The organism is Allosphingosinicella sp., assembly GCF_036387215.1.
In the GTDB taxonomy this organism is placed as follows: Bacteria; Pseudomonadota; Alphaproteobacteria; order Sphingomonadales; family Sphingomonadaceae; genus Allosphingosinicella.
This window is the reverse complement of sequence record NZ_DASVUE010000393.1, coordinates 1-17,357: the sequence shown is the minus strand read 5'-3', so window position 1 is coordinate 17,357 and position 17,357 is coordinate 1. Positions and strand designations below refer to the sequence as shown.

Annotated in this window: 15 protein-coding genes; 7 read left to right on the top strand and 8 right to left on the bottom strand. The window is 64.3% G+C overall.

All coding sequences use genetic code 11. The annotated features are described in order from the left end of the window. Positions 1 to 81: 81 nt before the first annotated feature. From VF662_RS15120 to VF662_RS15100, 5 genes are all read right to left on the bottom strand, one after another. On the bottom strand, positions 82 to 1,428 hold the full coding sequence (locus VF662_RS15120) for a S41 family peptidase (protein WP_464142737.1): 1,347 nt from the start codon (positions 1,426 to 1,428) through the stop codon (positions 82 to 84). Between the two features lie 79 nt (positions 1,429 to 1,507). Continuing rightward, the gene (locus tag VF662_RS15115; protein ID WP_464142735.1) at positions 1,508 to 2,680 is read right to left on the bottom strand and encodes a murein hydrolase activator EnvC family protein; all 1,173 of its coding nucleotides are present in this window, start codon (positions 2,678 to 2,680) and stop codon (positions 1,508 to 1,510) included. 4 nt (positions 2,681 to 2,684) lie between these two features. Then, positions 2,685 to 3,107 (bottom strand): 23S rRNA (pseudouridine(1915)-N(3))-methyltransferase RlmH, encoded by a 423-nt coding sequence (locus VF662_RS15110; protein WP_464142733.1) that lies wholly within the window; start codon positions 3,105 to 3,107, stop codon positions 2,685 to 2,687. Positions 3,108 to 3,204: 97 nt separating this feature from the next. Then, positions 3,205 to 3,606, bottom strand: a complete 402-nt coding sequence (rsfS, locus tag VF662_RS15105; protein WP_464142732.1) for a ribosome silencing factor — start codon at positions 3,604 to 3,606, stop codon at positions 3,205 to 3,207. Positions 3,607 to 3,618: 12 nt separating this feature from the next. Beyond that, positions 3,619 to 4,257 (bottom strand): nicotinate-nucleotide adenylyltransferase, encoded by a 639-nt coding sequence (locus VF662_RS15100; protein ID WP_464142731.1) that lies wholly within the window; start codon positions 4,255 to 4,257, stop codon positions 3,619 to 3,621. A 77-nt stretch (positions 4,258 to 4,334) separates the two neighbouring features. On the opposite strand from VF662_RS15100, the gene VF662_RS15095 reads away from it, so the two are divergent. After that, a complete protein-coding gene (locus tag VF662_RS15095; protein ID WP_464142729.1) occupies positions 4,335 to 5,411 on the top strand; it encodes a DUF3667 domain-containing protein in 1,077 nt (358 codons plus the stop codon). Positions 5,412 to 5,418: 7 nt separating this feature from the next. Here the strand turns inward: VF662_RS15095 and VF662_RS15090 are convergent, their stop codons facing one another. Both VF662_RS15090 and ftsH read right to left on the bottom strand, forming a co-directional pair. Further along, positions 5,419 to 5,787 carry a hypothetical protein gene (locus VF662_RS15090; protein ID WP_464142728.1) on the bottom strand — a complete coding sequence of 123 codons (369 nt, stop codon included), beginning with the start codon at positions 5,785 to 5,787 and terminating at the stop codon, positions 5,419 to 5,421. Between the two features lie 122 nt (positions 5,788 to 5,909). After that, positions 5,910 to 7,865, bottom strand: coding sequence for an ATP-dependent zinc metalloprotease FtsH (gene ftsH / locus VF662_RS15085; protein ID WP_464142726.1), 1,956 nt, complete (start codon positions 7,863 to 7,865; stop codon positions 5,910 to 5,912). Between the two features lie 402 nt (positions 7,866 to 8,267). On the opposite strand from ftsH, the gene VF662_RS15080 reads away from it, so the two are divergent. From VF662_RS15080 to VF662_RS15055, 6 genes are all read left to right on the top strand, one after another. Further along, complete coding sequence (locus tag VF662_RS15080; RefSeq protein ID WP_464142725.1) at positions 8,268 to 9,545, top strand: hypothetical protein; 1,278 nt, start codon at positions 8,268 to 8,270, stop codon at positions 9,543 to 9,545. A 552-nt stretch (positions 9,546 to 10,097) separates the two neighbouring features. Then, positions 10,098 to 11,285 (top strand): phosphoribosyltransferase, encoded by a 1,188-nt coding sequence (locus VF662_RS15075; protein ID WP_464142724.1) that lies wholly within the window; start codon positions 10,098 to 10,100, stop codon positions 11,283 to 11,285. Between the two features lie 278 nt (positions 11,286 to 11,563). Beyond that, positions 11,564 to 12,373: a 5'-methylthioadenosine/S-adenosylhomocysteine nucleosidase family protein gene (locus VF662_RS15070; protein WP_464142722.1), complete on the top strand. Its 810-nt coding sequence runs from the start codon at positions 11,564 to 11,566 to the stop codon at positions 12,371 to 12,373. Between the two features lie 559 nt (positions 12,374 to 12,932). Further along, a complete protein-coding gene (locus VF662_RS15065; protein WP_464142721.1) occupies positions 12,933 to 13,484 on the top strand; it encodes a hypothetical protein in 552 nt (183 codons plus the stop codon). A 107-nt stretch (positions 13,485 to 13,591) separates the two neighbouring features. Continuing rightward, positions 13,592 to 13,909 (top strand): hypothetical protein, encoded by a 318-nt coding sequence (locus VF662_RS15060; RefSeq protein WP_464142720.1) that lies wholly within the window; start codon positions 13,592 to 13,594, stop codon positions 13,907 to 13,909. Beyond that, entirely contained in the window at positions 13,813 to 14,958 is a 1,146-nt protein-coding gene (locus VF662_RS15055) for a phage terminase large subunit family protein (RefSeq protein ID WP_464142718.1), read from the top strand. Before VF662_RS15060 ends, VF662_RS15055 begins: the two co-directional genes overlap by 97 nt. Positions 14,959 to 14,983: 25 nt before the next feature. Here the strand turns inward: VF662_RS15055 and VF662_RS15050 are convergent, their stop codons facing one another. Beyond that, the gene (locus VF662_RS15050; RefSeq protein ID WP_464142717.1) at positions 14,984 to 17,083 is read right to left on the bottom strand and encodes a TonB-dependent receptor plug domain-containing protein; all 2,100 of its coding nucleotides are present in this window, start codon (positions 17,081 to 17,083) and stop codon (positions 14,984 to 14,986) included. Between the last annotated feature and the right edge of the window lie 274 nt (positions 17,084 to 17,357).

Genomic DNA, 17,357 nt, shown 5'->3' with positions numbered 1-17,357 from the left:
GTCATTGCAAGGGTAGCGAAGCAATCCAGTGCGGTGCTGCTGGATTGCTTCGTCGCGTCGTTCTCGCAATGACTCTGCGCCTCAACGCGTCCCCGCCTTCTTCCCGGCCGCCGGCGCTGCCGCCGCCTGCTGCACCTTGCCGAGGCGGGAGATGGTCTGCAGGGCGTAGTGGAGCTGGAAGTCGGTGATGCCCTGCTTCTTCAGCTGCTCCGCCGTCGCGGTGAAGCGGGGATCGGGCTTGCCGTCGTCCTGCACCACATCGTCCTCGACTTTGATCTCGTTGATGAGGTGGCGGCGAAGGTCGGCCTCGCGGAATTTCGGCCGCGCCTTGTAGTCGGGATCGGAAAGCTGCGGCACGGCGATGTCCGGCGTGATGCCGCCTTCCTGCACCGAGCGGCCGGACGGCGTATAGTAGCGCGCGGTGGTGAGCCGGAGCGCAGTCGCCTGCGACAGCGGAAGCAGGGTCTGAACCGAGCCCTTGCCGAACGTGCGCTCGCCCATCACGAGCCCGCGGTGATGCTCCTGCAGGGCGGCGGCGACGATCTCGGCGGCCGAGGCGCTTCCGGCATCGACGAGCACGACCACCGGAAGCCCCTTCGCGGCATCGCCCGGCTTGGCGTAGTAACGTTCGATGTCGGACGCCCTCCGACCCCGCTGCGAGACGATCTCGCCACGATCGAGGAACGCGTCCGAGAGCGAGATGGCCTGATCGAGCAGGCCGCCCGGATTGGAGCGCAGGTCGAGGATGTAGCCGAGCGGCGGCCCGCCGAGCGACTTCTGGATCGCGGTCATCGCCGCAAGCGTCTGCTCGGTGGTGGACTTGTTGAACGTGTTGACGTTGATCACGCCGACCCGGTCCTTCACTTCCCACTTCACCGCCGGAAGCTCGATGACGGCGCGGGTGATGGTGACGTCGAACGGCTTGTCGCGCCCGGGGCGCACCACCGTGACCTTTACGGTGCTGCCCGGCGGGCCGCGCATCTGCTCCACGGCCTCGTCGAGCGTCCCGCCGTAGACGAGCTTGCCGTTGAGGTGCGTCAGATAATCGCCGGTCTTGAGGCCGGCGCGGAAGGCCGGCGTGTCCTCGGTGACGGTCATGATCTTCACCGCGCCGTCTTCCTGGGTGACGCTGAGCCCGAGGCCGCCATAATTGCCCTCGGTCTGCGTCATCAGCGAGCGGAAGCCCTTTTCGTCGAGATAGGAGCTATGCGGATCGAGGGCGTTCAGCATGCCGTCGATCGCGCCGCGCAGCAGCGTCTTGTCGTCGACCGTTTCGACATATTCGGAGCGGACGCGCTCGAACACGCTCATGAACTGGTCGAGCTCGCGATAGGTGTTGACGTCTACCGCGGCGAGCGACGCGGTGGTGGCGGGGATCAGCGCAACCGCGCTGACGAGTGCGAGCGAACGAACGAGATTGTTGGCCATCCGGGAATCCTGCGAGAGGTGTATGCTTCTTCTACAGCGAATGTAGCCGAGAAGAAAGCAACAGAGGCTGAACGGAGGTTCAGCCGAGGCGAAGCAGCGGCGCGATCGGATAAGGCCGCCCGTTGCGGCGAAGCTCGACGGAGATCCGGGGCGAATCCTGCCCCGCCCGGCCGAGCGCGTCGCCCATGCTCAGCTGCTCGCCGACGGCGACTGCGACGTTCGCGAGGTTGGTGACGGCGCTGGTCCAGCCCCCGCCGTGATCGAGGATGACGATGCCGCCATAGCCGCGGAAGCGGCCGGCATAGACCACTCGTCCCCCGCGCGGCGCGATGACCTCGGCCGCGGGCGCGGTGGCGAAGGTGAGGCCGCGCGCGTGGACGCCTCCGTCCGATATTTCGCCCGTGCCGGTAAGGACCCGCCCTTCCACCGGAAGGATGTAGGGCGGCGGTCCCTCCGGCCTTCGAGCCGGCGGCTTCGTCCCCGGCCGCAACGCTGGGCCGGGCAAGGCGGAAAGGCTCCGGCGCACCCGCGCCTGGAATTCGCGGGTTCCCATCAGGTCGCTGAGGTCGCGCGCTTCCTCGGAGAAAGAGAGGGCGCGGTCGGATTCGGCAAGCGCCGAGCTTGCAAGCTCGGCGGAACGGACCCGCTGCCGCTCCTCCAGCTGGGCGAGCGCCCGGCGCTGCTTCCTGAGCTCCTCCTGCCCCTGTTCGAGGGACGCGGCGGCAAGCTGCGCCTGGCGGCGGAGCCGGTTGCCCTCCCGCATCTCCTCGCGGACTCCCGCAGTACGCGCCTGGATGATCGGAAGGGTGGAAGCGAGCAGCGAGCGGACGTGGACCACCTGATGGACGGAACCCGGCTGAACGAGCGCAAGTGCGGGCGGGCGGCGCGCCATGGTCTGGAGCGCTGCGGTCAGGCGAACCACCGGAGCCTGGTGCTCCGCAAGCCGGGCGCGGAGCCGCGCCCGCATGCCCTCGACGATGCGGATACGGGTTTCGGCTGCGGTCAAATCGGCTTCGGCAGCCTGGATGCGGGCGGCCACCGCTGCGGCCGCTGCACGGGCCTTGGCGGCCTCGCCGGTCGCCGCCTCTGCCCGGCGTTCGAGCAGCTCGGAGCGTGCGACCGCCTCCGCCGCCTCGCGCTTCGCAACCGCCAGAGCCTTGGCTTCGTCCGATGCGGCACGGCCCTGAGCGACCGCGAACCCGCAGCACATCGCTGCTGCTGCGAGGGCGGCGAGGGGGAAGGGCGGCTTCATGCGCTCATCCTTCCCTATGATAAGGGTGGTTCGCAAGGATGCTCGTCGCCCGCCACAATTGTTCGGCCAGCATTGCCCGGGCGAGGAGGTGCGGCCAGGTCGCTTTTCCGAAAGCGATGAGGAGGTCCGCGGAGCCGCGCGCAGCATCGTCGAAGCCGTCGGCGCCGCCGATCATGAAACGGGCCTCGCGGCGGCCTCCGTCGCGCCACTGCTCCAGCTTGCCGGCGAAGGCGGTCGAACCGAGCTGTTCGCCTTTCTCGTCGAGCAGCACGGTGACGCCGTTTTCGGCGGCAGGCGGCAATTTGCCGCCGCTTTCAGGCAGCTCGGTGATCTTGGTGGGCCAGGAGATCCGCTTCAGATAGCGATCGACGAGTTCCGCCTCCGGGCCGCGCCCGATCCGCCCACGCGCGACGATGTGGAGCAGCATCTCAGCTCAGGCCGTCGTTGCGAGCGAAGCGAGGCGATCCAGCAGGGTCTCTGCGGAGGCCGGATTGCTTCGTCGCTTCGCTCCCCGCAATGACGATTCAGGCGCCCGCCGGCGCCGCGGCCGCGGGCTGGGTCTCCTCGAACGCCCACATGCGTTCCAGATTGTAGAAGCTGCGCACTTCGGGCCGGAACAGGTGGACGATCACGTCCTCGGCATCGATCAGCACCCAATCGGCCACGGGCAAGCCCTCGACGCGAACGTTGCGGCCGAGTTCCTGCTTGATCCGCTCGGTGAGCTTTTGCGCCATCGAGGCGACCTGCCGGGTCGACCGGCCGGAGGCGATCACCATGTGATCGGCGATGCTCGATTTTCCGGAAAGGGGGATGGAGACGACCTCGACTGCCTGGTCGTCGTCGAGGGAGCGGAGCACGAGCGCGTGCAGGGCTTCGACCTCGTCCGGGGCTCCGCGATGCTGCGGAGCGGGTGCTGGTGCGGGCAATGTTCCTCCTTACTAGAGCGGCCGCCGCGTCACGCCGTCGCGGAGCGCCTGGGGGTTCAACGATTTGATGGTTCTTTGGTGCCAGTCGGGGTCGGCAGCGCGCAAGGCGGTGGCGGAGGTCGGGTCGGGCGGCAGTTTCAGCAGCACGAGTGCCGGCGGTCTCCACGTCGTCCATTGCCGAGCCTGGCATGCGGGCCGGACGAAGCGGCGCAGCCAGCCCATCGCGCGTGCCGAATGGGCATCCGCATCATATCCGGGACGGCCGATCACCGCAATCGGAACCATCGAGGCGATCGCCCGCCATTCGCGCCAGAGGTGGAACTGTGACAAATTGTCCGCACCCATCAGCCAGACGAAACCCCGATCGGGGAAGCGGCGCCTCAATAATCGGAGCGTGTCGGCCGTGTAGCGGGTCCCCAGCTGTCGCTCGATCGCCGTCACCCGGATCCGCAGCCCCCGCGCCGCCCGCCGCGCGGATTGGAACCGCGCTTCCAGCGGCGCCATTCCGGCCTGCGGCTTCAGCGGATTGCCGGGCGACACCAGCCACCAGATCTCGTCCAGCCCCAGCGAAGCTGCGGCATGGATGCTGATCGCCCGATGGCCGCTATGCGCCGGATTGAAGGAGCCGCCGAGCAGCCCGGTCCTGATCATGCTCGCGCCGATAGCATGGCGGAGCGCCCGCGCGAACGCTCTCGACGAGCGGCCGGGCTTTGGGCAGAAAGGGGGGCATGGATGGGGCCGAAGGCATTGGCGAAGTCGTGACCGGCGGTTTCATGGCGCGCGCCGTCGAGCCGCAGGCGGGGGAGGCGGGCCATCATGGCGGCGGCGCCTGCCTCAATTGCGGCACCGCGCTTGCCGGCGACTATTGCCACAGCTGCGGCCAGCAGGCGCACGTCCACCGCACCCTCGCCGCCTTCTGGCACGATCTTGCGCACGGGGTGCTTCATTTCGAAGGCAAGATCTGGCGGACGCTGCCGCTCCTCGCCTGGCGCCCGGGCGAGCTCACCCGCCGCTATATCGAGGGCGAGCGGGCGCGTTTCGTGTCGCCGATGGCCTTGTTCCTCTTCTCCGTGTTCCTGATGTTCGCGGTGGTGAGCGCGCTCGGAGGCCCGTTCGGAAACAAGAATGTCGTTGCCGAAGCGCAGAGCAGCGCCGACGAGGAGCGGCCGCGGGTGCGCCGCCAGCTGCAGGAGCTGGAGGAGGAGCGGACGAAGGCGCTGAAGGCGAAGCAGGACGTCTCCGCGATCGACGAGAAGATCGACGAGGCCCGGGAGGAGCTCGGTGTCCTCAACGTCGCGCGCGGCGATCCCGTCTCCAAGGACGGCGGCAAGATCAAGCTCGATGAAGCCATGGAAGGCCAAAGCGGCTGGTTCAACCAGGCGTATCGGAAGGCGAAGGAGAACCCGAAGCTTCTGCTCTACAAGCTCCAGACCAACGGCTATAAATTCTCATGGGCCCTGATCCCGATTTCGGTGCCCTTCGTCTGGCTGCTGTTCCTGCACCGGAGGCGCTACCGGCGCGACTACAAGGTCTACGACCACGTCGTGTTCGTCACCTATTCGATCGCGTTCATGAGCATCGGCTTCATCGCACTAACGCTGCTGCGGCCGTTCGGGGTCAGCGGCGGCATCGTCTTCGCGGCCATCACCTTCCTGCCGCCGATCCACATGTACCGGCAGCTGCGGGGAGCCTATCGGCTCTCCCGCTTCAGTGCCTTGTGGCGGACGTTCATGCTGCTGGTCTTCGCTTCGGTCGCGGCGATGCTGTTCCTCGGCCTGCTGCTGGTGCTCGGGCTGCTCGGCTAGGCGCGCGTCAGGGGCAGGGGAATTTCTTCTGCATCAGGCCCATCAGGCCCGCCTTCACGGTCATGTTCCGCTGATGCGGCGGGATCGAGCGGAAGTGGGCCAGGAGCTCGTTGCTGTTCATCGACGCCTTGGCCGGCATGCAGGTGGAGGTCTTCCGGCCTGCTTTCTGGGCCGCGACTTGCTCGGCCCTGAGCTGCTTGGCGCTGTTCTGGATTTCCCGCTTCAGGAGGCCGATGTCGCTTGAAAGCAGCGCCAGCGCGCCCTTCTTCTGGAGCGCGTCGGCCTTCGCCAGGAACTGGGATACCGGCATCCTCTGGGCATCGGCCGCTCCCGCGCAGCCCATCACGAGCACAAGTGCAACAACCACGTTCCGCATGTTCATCCTCTCGCTTTCATTATGTTATTTCGGCGGAAGGTGGCGGCGCTGCGATGAACGGAAGCTGACGAAAAACGGCCGCGGCGTTGCCGCCGCGGCCGCTTCTGTGAGGATGCTCTTGCTCAGGCGCCTTGCGGAGCCGGGCCGCCGATGCCGCCGGGGCGGCGGGTGCTCGGGATCGAGGAGCCGGCGACGGGAAGGATCGGACGTTTGTTGGACGGATCCTCGCGGCCGATATCCTCGCCCCTGATCGCCTTCTTCGATTCCTCTCCGTTCAGCGTCTCATATTCGAGCAGGGCCGCGGCGAGGCGGTGCAGCTCGTCGAGGTGATCCGTCAGAACCTTGCGGGCGGTGGCTTCCGCTTCCTCGATCAGGCGGCGGACCTCCTGGTCGATGAGCTTCGCGGTCTCGCCCGAGATCGACTGGGTACGGGCGACCGAATGGCCGAGGAACACCTCGTCCTGGTTGTCGCGGTAGCGCAGCCAGCCGAGCTTCTCCGACATGCCATATTCCATCACCATCGCACGGGCCATGTCGGTCGCCTGCTGGATGTCGTTCGACGCGCCGGTGTTGAGTTCGTCTTCACCGTAGATGAGTTGCTCGGCGATACGCCCCCCGAAACACAACGCCAGCCGCGCCTTCATCTGTTTCATCGACATCGAATAACGGTCGCGCTCCGGCAAATTCCAAGTAACGCCAAGCGCTCGCCCGCGCGGGATAATAGTGACCTTATGAAGAGGATCGCATCCCGAAACATGAAGAGAAACAAGAGCATGTCCAGCTTCATGATAAGCCGTCGACTTTTTCTCATCCTCGGTCATCACCATGGACTTCCTTTCGGCGCCCATCATTACTTTGTCTTTGGCTTCTTCGAATTCCAGCATTGCTACTAGGCGCTTGCCCTTCCTCGCCGCTAAAAGAGCGGCTTCGTTGACCAGATTCGCTAGATCGGCGCCGCTGAAGCCGGGGGTGCCGCGGGCGATGGTGCGGGGGTCGACGTCGGGGGCGAGGGGGACCTTCTTCATGTGCACCGCAAGGATCTTCTCGCGACCCTCGATGTCCGGGCGCGGCACGACGACCTGCCGGTCGAAGCGGCCCGGGCGGAGAAGCGCCGGATCGAGCACGTCCGGGCGGTTGGTCGCGGCGATGATGATGATGCCCTCATTGGCCTCGAAGCCGTCCATCTCGACCAGCAGCTGGTTCAAGGTCTGCTCGCGCTCGTCATTGCCGTTGCCGAGCCCGGCGCCGCGGTGGCGGCCGACCGCGTCGATCTCGTCGATGAAGACGATGCACGGCGCGTTCTTCTTGGCCTGCTCGAACATGTCGCGCACCCGGCTCGCGCCGACGCCGACGAACATCTCGACGAAGTCGGAGCCCGAAATCGTGAAGAAGGGCACGTTCGCCTCGCCGGCAATCGCGCGCGCCAGAAGCGTCTTGCCCGTCCCCGGCGAGCCGACCAGCAGCGCCCCCTTCGGGATCTTGCCGCCGAGCCGCGCGAACTTGGTCGGGTCCTTCAGGAACTCGACGATCTCCTGCAATTCCTCGCGCGCTTCCTCGATGCCGGCGACATCGTCGAACGTCACGCGCCCGTGCTTCTCGGTCAGCAACTTGGCCTTCGACTTGCCGAACCCCATCGCGCCCGAACCCGCATTCTTCTGCATCTGGCGCATCACGAAGAAGGCGATGCCGAGGATCAGAAGGAAGGGCAGCGCTTGATAGAGGAGGAGCAGCCACACGCTCGGCTGCTGCTCGGGCTCGGCGGAGAATGCGACGCCCTTGCTCTTCAGGCGATCGACCAGCTGCACGTCCTGCGGCGCATAGGTGCGGAACTTCTCGCCGTTGGTGAGCTCGCCCGAGACCACGTCCTTGCCGATCGACACGGACTTCACCGAGCCTTCCTCGACCCGGTTCAGGAAATCGGAATATTGGATCCCGTTCGCCGCCGCCGACCGCCCGCCGCCGTCGATGATCTGAACGAACAATACGCGCGCCAGCAGGATCCCCGCCCAGATGAAGAGGCTCTTCATCCAGGGGTTGCTGCCGTCCTTGCCGCCTTGGGGGTCCTTGTTCTCAGCCATACATCATTCCCGTGAAAGTGGTACTTTCACGGGGTCCCGGGTGGGGGAGCCATGAGTACCGCCCGTGCTGTTACAAATCTCATGCCATAGATAGGCGCTCGGTGCACATTGGCAATGTGGCAGCGTGGGGCGGGATCGTGAAGCACTGGAATCCGAGTCGCCTCCGAGGCGAGGCAGTCGAGCCTCGGAGGGGAGAGCAGGTGGCCAGGGGTTCCCAAACTTTTCCCCGTAATCCACAGGTGTCGGCTCGATTTGACTCAGTTTCTAGTAGATTGGTGAGGAATGCGGTCTGGACACTTGCTCATCACGAGAGTACGCTAGCGTCCCAAGAGCCGGAATGTAGCTCGACACCCTACCCTGAATGCCCTCATCTCCAGCCTACTGGAAGAAGGAGTCTACGCATTGTCTCCTTTGTCGGCATCTAGCACAGCACAAGACCATCAGCTTTTCTCGGCGCCGCTTCCAGCTCACATGGAGACCTCTCCGCAAGTAGTTGTTGACTTGGCGGGCTTCGTTTCAATGGATGCCTTCAATCGCGCAATGCAGTCGCTGCATCCGCCCGGTGGCAAGCTCCCTGCTCAAGCGTTGATCAATCTTGAGGACACTACGCACATCCTAGTCGAGTGCCTCACGGCTCTTATTGCTGAGGTTGCGCAACGGCAGCGGGCTGGTTTGACCACTACATTTCGCCTTCCGCTTTCTCGCGCCGTCAGAGGGTTTATGCGCACTTGGGGTTTCGCCCGAGCGTTCCGGAACGCGACCGGATTGGCGCTGATGACCGCAGTGGAGAGCGACAGCCTTCAGCGAGTTCACGCGTATGACGAAGTGAATAAAGGAGGGTCAGAGGGCCGCTACGGGTACGAAAAGATATATGAAACTTTGGATGGCGAGTCGCGCGTCCCATTGGACCTTCACCGTTTCTTCGGTTTTCAGTACTGGTCACAAACCAGTGCTGAGCAGGAGGAGGAGGCAACACGCTTTGACCGCCTGGTGGTTGAGGAATGTGCAAGATGGACTGACCCGGTATTAGAGCGCGTGCTCTATAGACAGTTGGGGAAGTATGGGTCGTATGTCTCCACCGTCGTGCATGAGGCGCTTACGAACGCCTTCCGGCACGGCGGAGCTACGTCCATCTTAGACGTATCTAATAGTCACTACAGTCAGCAGCGCAGAGAAGACAAGAACCTTACTCTTGTGTTCTGGGACAATGGCGTGGCTAGTTATTCTACTCTAAGGTCGCGCCTGGACGCTGGCGAAACCATCATAGCTACCTCCTTCGAAAGCAGTCCCGAGCTGGTGTTCAACATCAAGCCATTCGCTGAAGGCGGGCTGCCGACCGGTGCCACTGTCACTTCTCGAAAAGTCCCGACGGCAGATTCGCCAGACTGGCATGTTGTCCTGAGCGCGCTGTTTCCAGGGATCAGTGCTGATCCAGCCGGTGCACAGCATTTCTCCCTCGCATCGCCGGGGACCGATGCTTGCCTTCCAGGCCGAGGCCTCTCCAATCTTATTAATAGCGCAGTTGACGTTCTCGGAGGCACGGTGGCTTTCAGATCCGGCGAATATTTTATGAACATCTCGTCGGCTTCTCCAGAGACCCCTCTAGTTTACGCTGTGAAGATTACGAAGAGCTGGTCCTTCTTCGGTAATATGATTACTGTGCGGCTTCCTCTCAACTGATCGAGTTGCCGTATCTCCGCTGCTGTCCGAATTCTACCGTGCGCGATTGGAGAGGCTACCTCTTCAAGCGTACCAGAGAGGCTGGGTGCGTTCTACACCGCCATTGCTCGTCTTTTGGTCGGAGTAGATTGCGACGTTCTCAGCGCGCCGACGATCCTGCCCTTGCCACTCGGGAACGTGCGGGACGGGGAGTGGGTATATACAACTGCCAAGCAGCACATTCGGGGCCTTCCTGGGGTAGGCCCAGCTCTGTTCGTCGACCTGGCAAATCCCCCGCGCCAAGAGATCCCTCATTTTACGATTTTGCAGAGCCTCGTCAGTGCGCTTTCAGAGGAGTGGTGGGGAAAGGGAGGCGGATCGGTTGGCATTCTTGTGTCCAAGGCGATCAGCCCTAACGACTCAATCCTATCCGCAATCGGGTCCAAGCTAGCAGACGGTGGTCTGTTCCTAGTGGAGCCTTCGGGAAATCTGCACGGTAGGGGCCCGGGTGGCCGACGCTTTATTGAAGGATACGATGATCTCCTGCAGCTTGCTCGAGAAGACCCCCTCGTCTTGATGCGTCAGAAGCTAATCCGGCGCATAGGCATTTTCAGGAGAAGCGGCTCTGCGCGCCGGTCTACGAAATATTTTTATGATGGGACGCGGTGCATCCAGAACATCGTAGACGCGCTTGAGCGATCGATTGACTTTGACGCGACTTCCGAGATCATGACCCACGCTCCGGAGTCTGATTGGCTTCGAGATGTATCTGCCTCTCTGGCGCTTCAGCATCGACTACGATCCTTGGACCTCGTAGCGATGCTGGAGGACACGGGGCCGGCGTCGGCACCCGATATTGCGATATCAGAGAGGCCGCTTGTACTTTTTCCCCTCGTGGATTCTGGCGAAACATTGCGGGAGGTTGACCTTCTACTACGGCGGCTTCGACCGGATGTTCTTCCCCTCTACGTCGCTGTGCTTTCTACAAATTTGTCGAAGGTAGTTGACACGGGCGAAAGTCCCGGTGGCGGGTACCTGAAAAAGCGGAGACTAAATATCGGGGGTGCTGAATATGGCTTCAGCTCGTTGGCATCGGTCCCTCAGGTTTACTACTCGGACACGTACTTGCCCGCTTCATTACACGAGCACACGGGCACAGACCGACGCCTCTCGGGGGAGCCAGCGCTTCTGACCTCATTTGCCTTCTGGTCTATGGTTGAAGAAGCAGGTTGGCAGGAAGAGAGGGATGTTCCAAAATCCAGAAGCTCCTTAGGACTTGTGCCGAATTTCGTTGAGGTGATGGCAAATAATGGGCCATTGATTGCCTACAAGTTGGATCAGTTACTCCGTGATCGGAGGGCAGGGCTGCCGGCCGACCCAATACTGGTATTGCCTCGTGAAGAGGGTGCGGTCGCTGTGGCAGAGTGCCTCGCTTCGATGTTTGCTTGTTCCGTGGTAAGCATCCCAAGAGCCTCGATTCAAGAAGCCGTGGGCATGGACGCACTCCGCAGTCAATCCGCCTTTGGGGAATTCGAATGGTGGAAGAGGCTAACCTCAGCACGCGGAACCGGTGCAGGCGCAATTCTTCTCGATGAGTTTACATCGACAGGTGGAACGCTCGCAAGGCTCCACGAAATCTGCGACGCGGCAGGGTTGAGAGTGGAGGCGCGCGCAGTTTTAGTGGACTTTGGGGGGCATCCTGCCAAGCCCGCTCGGCCTGAGGTAATATCTTTATACCAGATCCCAGTCGGGAGAGGATGATGTCAAAGGACGGCGATCCGCGTTTTGATTGTTATGCTATTCTTGATGAACTCTATCGTACGGAGAGCCTTGTTCAGCCTAGTGCCGCTGCAAATCGGTGGCATTTCCTCTGGAGGGATTTACAGACCCGCTCTGCTCAAGAGCCTGATCGCAGTACGCTTCTCGATTTAGGTTTGCTATCCCAGCTTCCATCCGACTTGCGGTCTGGCTCTTGGCGAGATCAGGAATCGGAGCTGGTTAAAGGCAGGGCCCGTAAGACACCAGCGGATGTGATCCTCATGACTGTGATTGAGGTGGAGTTCAATTCGGCTTTGGCAGCTTTCGGCGTCAATCAGCGGGAGGCGACAATAAAGTGGATTTTCGGCCACCCATTTGTCCGGATCGAGACGCTGACGCGGGATGCAGGCGAGTTGATTGTCTGGGTGTGCATGATCGGAGTAGCGCGAAACCTCCCCTGTACGAACTTCTGCCGCGATGTATTCGAACAGTTTGACGTCCGCTACGGCTGCATTCTAGTCGGGATCGCCGCTGGACATCCTGACAAACTGCGCAGGGGCGACGTGGTAGGCGCTCGACTGATATACGATATCGAGGGTGAGCGAGTAGAAGAGGAGGGAGGGAGTCCGCGGCTGGTGCCCTACCCGATGCAGCCTCCTTGGGACGAGACTTTCCGCGGATTCAATCCCCACCGGTGGGATTGGCTTGCGGCGAGAACAAGCGCGCTTGAAGTGCTCTCCAAATCGGGGTCACCTGCGCCTGCGGTTGCGAGGGCCCGGCACCCGAAATACCGGGACGGCATCGTTCTTGCCGGGGAGAAGCTCAGGAGGGATAATCCGTTACCGCAATTAAGCACCAGATTTGGTGACGAGATCGTCGCATTGGAAATGGAGGGGTCTGGATTTGCTGCAGCCTGTCGCCGCAAGCAGATCCCGTGGTTCGTTTTTCGCGGAGTTTCTGACCACGGGACAAGGCGGAAGGGAGACACTTGGCAGCCAGTTGCTGCTCTAAATGCGGCTATAGCCGCTAGATCGTTCATTGAGAACTGGCTCTATAGACCAGACGACGGCGGGAAAGAGATCCCTCTCTGAGTTGTTCGCTTGACTACCAGACGCGCCCAGTAGTTGGGGCACTCTCTCAGGTACAACAGCAGGCCGCGTCAGTCTTGACAGCGTGACGCTGTTATGGCACAAAACAGGAACGCTCCAGAATTGCGGGTGAGTCGCCGCTGAGGCGGGGGGCGGACAAGCGATGCCCCCCCATAGAGGTCCGGGTGCCGTTGAGCTGGCGCTCGTCTGCGACTTCGGCAGGCCCTCGGTGTCGCTCGTAAGAGCCTCTGGATGAGCGGAGGGAGTTAGGCGGTGGCGGTGACGCTGCGGCCTTTTTCGTGCGCGGAAGGACCGCCCTTCGGCGGGCTTCCTTCGGCGAGGCTCAGGACAGGCAGGATACTGTTGAGCTGGCGCTCGTCTGCGGGTCCGATACGGCGCTTAGGCGGGCTCAGCGCCTACTCGGGATGATACTTCGACAGCCTCAGGATGAGCGGAAATGGGTTAGGTCAGGTGAGTTCCGGACCGGATCCGGAATGAAGAGGAAGTGAAGCCGGTGCGGGAACGCGCCGGCTTTTTTCGTGGCGGGAAAAGGAGACCGGAGATGGATGTGCAATTGAACCAGGATGAAGAGACGATCGTGCCGGGGAACAAGCGGCGGATCCAGAAGCGGCGCACGCGGAGGCGGGCGTTGTTTGGGGCTCGGAAGAAGGAGCTGTTCCTGGAGGCGCTTTCGTGCAGCTGCAATGTGGAGGCGGCGGCGGAGGCGGCGGGGGTTTGCGTCAATACGCCCTACACCCACCGGCGGAAGGATGCGGAGTTCCGGGAGCTCTGGTGGTCGGCGCTGGAGCAGGGGGCGGCGAAGCTGGTCGCGCTTCGGCTGCAGCTGGAGCTCGAGCGGGCGGAAGCGGCGGCTTCGGGGCGCACGGCCACGCTGAAGGTGGCGATGGACGGGCCGCCGGACGCCAAGCAGATCGCCGACCTCTACAAGTTGATCGGGCAGCTTCGCGAGCATTCGCGGGGGCTTTCGGGCGAGGCGAAGAGCGGGCGGCCGCCGGAGAAGGCGACGGTCGAGGAAGCCTGCAAGGCGCTCGCGAAGCGGCTGAAGGCGTTTCCGCCGGTGCCGCCCGAGGATTGCGGCGGGGCGGCGGCTTAGGGTTTCGCCGAAGGCGAAGGGGGCGCCGGGTTGCGGCTCCAGGTGAGCGTGTTGGGGAACGGGAACGGCAGGCTTCGGCCTGCCTTTTTTTGTGCGGGAGATCGGCGGTGGACGAGAGGGTGTTGCGGGCGCTCGTCCATCGGGCGTGCCAGCTGAAGGAGGAGGATCTGGAGCGGCTCCTGAAAGGGCTGCCGGCGCCGGTGCGGCGGCTCGTCGAGGAGCATTGGTGCCTCCGGGCGCTCCGGGGGCAGTTCGAGCCGGAGGGGGACTGGCGGGTGTGGCTGATGATGGCCGGGCGCGGCTTCGGGAAGACGCGGACGGGTGCGGAATGGCTGTGGAGCAGGGTGAGGGCACGGGGAGGAGCGGGGGCGGGATGCTTCGGATCGCGCTGGTGGGGGCGAACATGGACGATGTCGAGAAGGTGATGGTGAAGGGGGAAAGCGGGCTCGCCGCCTGCGCTGGGACGGAGGAGGCGGTGCGGTGGGTGGCGAGCCGGAAGATGGCCTCGTTCCGGATCGGCGGCAAAAGGGTGGCGGAGGGCTATGCCTATTCGGGCGAGCGGCCGGACAAATTGCGCGGGCCGCAGCACCATTTCGCCTGGTGCGACGAGATCGCCAAATGGGCGCACGGCGAGGCGGCCTGGGACAATCTGATGCTCGGGCTGCGGCTCGGCGACCGGCCGCGGACGATGGTGACGACGACGCCGAGGAGCGGCGGCGGGGCGGGGACGCTGCTGAAGCGGATCAGCGGGCTGGAGCGGTGCGCGGAGTCGCGCGGGGCGACCGGCGACAATTTGCATCTGCCCGAGGATTATCTGGCGGCGGTGAACGGCATGTATGCGGGGACGCGGCTCGGGCGGCAGGAGCTGGAGGGCGAGCTGATCGAGGATGTGGAGGGCGCGCTGTGGAGCCGGGGATTGATCGAGGGCTCGAGGCAAAGTGGTACTTTGCCTCGGGAATTCTTCAGGCGCGTCGTGATCGGGGTGGATCCGCCGGCCGGAGTGGACGGGGATGCTTGCGGGATCGTGGTCGCGGGGCTGGGGCGGGACGATATCGGCTATGTGCTCGAGGATTCGAGCGTCGGCGGGGTGTCGCCGGACGGGTGGGCGGCGGCGGTGGCGCGGGCGGCGCGGCGCTGGCAGGCGGACCGGGTGGTCGCGGAGGCGAACCAGGGCGGGCGGATGGTGGAGAGCGTCCTCCGCGCGGTGGAGCCGGAGCTGCCGCTGAAGCTCGTCCATGCGAGCGAGGGAAAGGCGGCGCGGGCGGAGCCGGTCGCGGCTTTGTTCGAGCGCGGGCGGGCGAAGTTCGCAGGCGCGTTCCCGGCGCTCGAGGACGAGCTTGCGGGGCTGACGGTGAAGGGCGGCTATGAGGGGCCGGGGCGCTCGCCCGACCGGGCGGACGCGTGCGTCTGGGCCTTGACCGAGCTGATGCTCGGCAAGCCGCGCGCGGAGCCGCGGGTGCGGTTCTTCTTCTAGGCGGGGGGCAGCCGGCTCCCCCCGGTCAGAAGGTGCCGCGGACGCTGAACGAGAAGATCGGGCCGATTAGCTGGTTGTTCCTCTGGACGAAGGAGACCGGATCGGCGTCGCGCCAGCCGGCATAGACGGTGCGGGTGAAGCGGTGGCGGGCGTTGAAGATGTTGCCGACGGTCGCCCGGACGGTGACTCCGGCGACGTTCTTGTGCTCGACGAAGGCGTTGACGAACCAGGGGCCTTCCCAGCTCCGGAAGACTTCGGAGAGGTAGTAATAGCGGTTGTAATGCTGGTAGCTGGCGGACGTGCCCCAGGCGAGATCGGTGCCGGGGACGTCGTGGCGGAGGCTGGCGCTGATCCGGCGGTTGCGGGTGCCGCTGATCGGGCGGCTTTCGCCGGTGAGCGGGTCCTTGACGCGGGTGCGCTCGAGGCCGAGCGTGAGATCGAGCTTGGCGCCCTTCCAGCCGAGCGGGTCGAAGTTCAGAGTGCTGACGCTCTCGGCGCCGATGCGGGTGGCGAGCGGGAGGTTGCCGATGCCCTGGCCGCGGTCCTGCAGCGGGATGATGTCGATAATGTCCTCGATGCGGTGGAAATAGGTGCGGAGCCTCGTCTTGCCCCAGGCGCCGAGTTCGCGGGAGACTTCGGTCTCGGCCTCCCAGCTTTGCGGCGGGACGAGGTCCGGATTGCCGGAATTCTCGCGGTCCTCGCTGAGGCGGGGCTGGTCGAGGAAATCGTAGAAGCTGATCTGGCCGACGCGGCGGCGGAGCTTGAGGCTCGCATTCCACCCCGCGGCGGGGCGCCAGCCGAGCGTGAGGCTGCCCTTGGGGCGGAAGAACTTGCGGGCGGGCTCGTCGTCGTCGGCGCGGTCGAGGTGCGAGATCTCGCCGCCGCCGGCGACCTGGAGGTCGAGATTGGCGGCGAGCGGGCGGCTCCAGGTGGCGATCGCTTCGTAGCGGACTTCGGTGACCTTGCCCGTGCCTTCGGGATAGTCGACCTCCTCGAACGCTCCGCCGGGCGAGAGGAAGAACAGGCCGCCTTTCTGGTCGAGCGCATTGTAGGCGCGTTCGAGCGAGAGCTGGAAATCGTTCTTGCCGCTCTTGAGGCCATATTCGGCGCGGCCGATCGTCTCCTCGATCCGGGAATCGCGGGAGAAGCGGGTGCCCTGGTCCGACCGGCCGCTGTCAAAGCGGAGCACCTGGGTGGTGACGACCGGCTCCTTGTCCCAGTGGCGGACGCCGATGAGCTTCAGCCGCCCCGGCCCGAGCGCGAATTCATAGTCGCCGCTCAGGTCGTAATAATAGCCGTTGAGGCGGGTGTCCGTGCTCCGCCGCCGCCGCTCACCTGAGACGAAGTCGCGGCGGTCGCGGAATTGGGAGCGCTCCCAATAAGGCGTATAAGCGAGGGTGAGGTTCCCGACGGACGAACCCGGTCCGTCGAAGCCGAGCTTGGTCTGGAAGGTCAGAAGGTCGGAATCCGAAAATAGCGTTTCGTGGCGGCGCTCGGTCAGCGCCCCGGTGGGGCCGGAGATCAATATTGGTCCGCCGAACGCGCCGCGGCCGCCCTGGTTCTTGACCGACAGGGTGTAGCTTACCGGGCCCGACTTTCCCGAATAGCTGATATTGCCGTTGAAGATGTTCGGCGTCGCATAATGGGCGCGGACATCGGGGCGCCACTCGAACTGGCCGGAGGATTTCTTGGCCGCCTTCAGGATGACGTTGGCGACCTGGCCCGCAAGGCCCGATATGCCGAGGCTTGCGGCATCGACGATCTCGATGCGCTCGACATTGGCGATCGCGGTGCGCTGAAGCTCCTCGATCGCACCGCCCGTCTTGTTGGCGATGCGCTGCCCGTTGAGAAGGACGTTTTCGGACGCCTGGCCGAGCCCGCGCTCCTGAACCGCGCTCCTGATCGTGAACCCCGGCACCTGGGCGAGCATGTCGAAGGCGCTCTTTGGCGCAAAGCGGGCGAAATCCGCTGGCGTGTAGACGCGCTTGTCGCCGACTGCGGAGGCGACCGGCGGCGGAACGATTGCGGGATCGGTGGTCGGGGCGGTCTGCGCCAGGCCGGCGGCCGGCACGAGCGCCGAAATGCCGGCCAGCAGCCGGACGTGAAAAGCGGAACGCAGCACCATGAAACCCCTCGAGCACGATCTTGGGCGATCTTCGGTGCCCGGCCCCCCGTTATCGGAGGTGCCGTCGCCTGGACTGCCGCCTCGGCTTGTGCAGCAAACATCGTGCCATCCTGTCGGCGGGGCTTCTCCGAGGGCGCGGGCTCCGGCCGAGGCGTTCAGATTATCCGTTTCCGGACAGGCTGTCCGCGAGCGGACACTTTCAGCCCGCGTCAACCGGCTTGAAAGGGGGCCGGCGGTTGACCGGCAGGGCATGAGCGGGCAGGCAGCCGCGCCA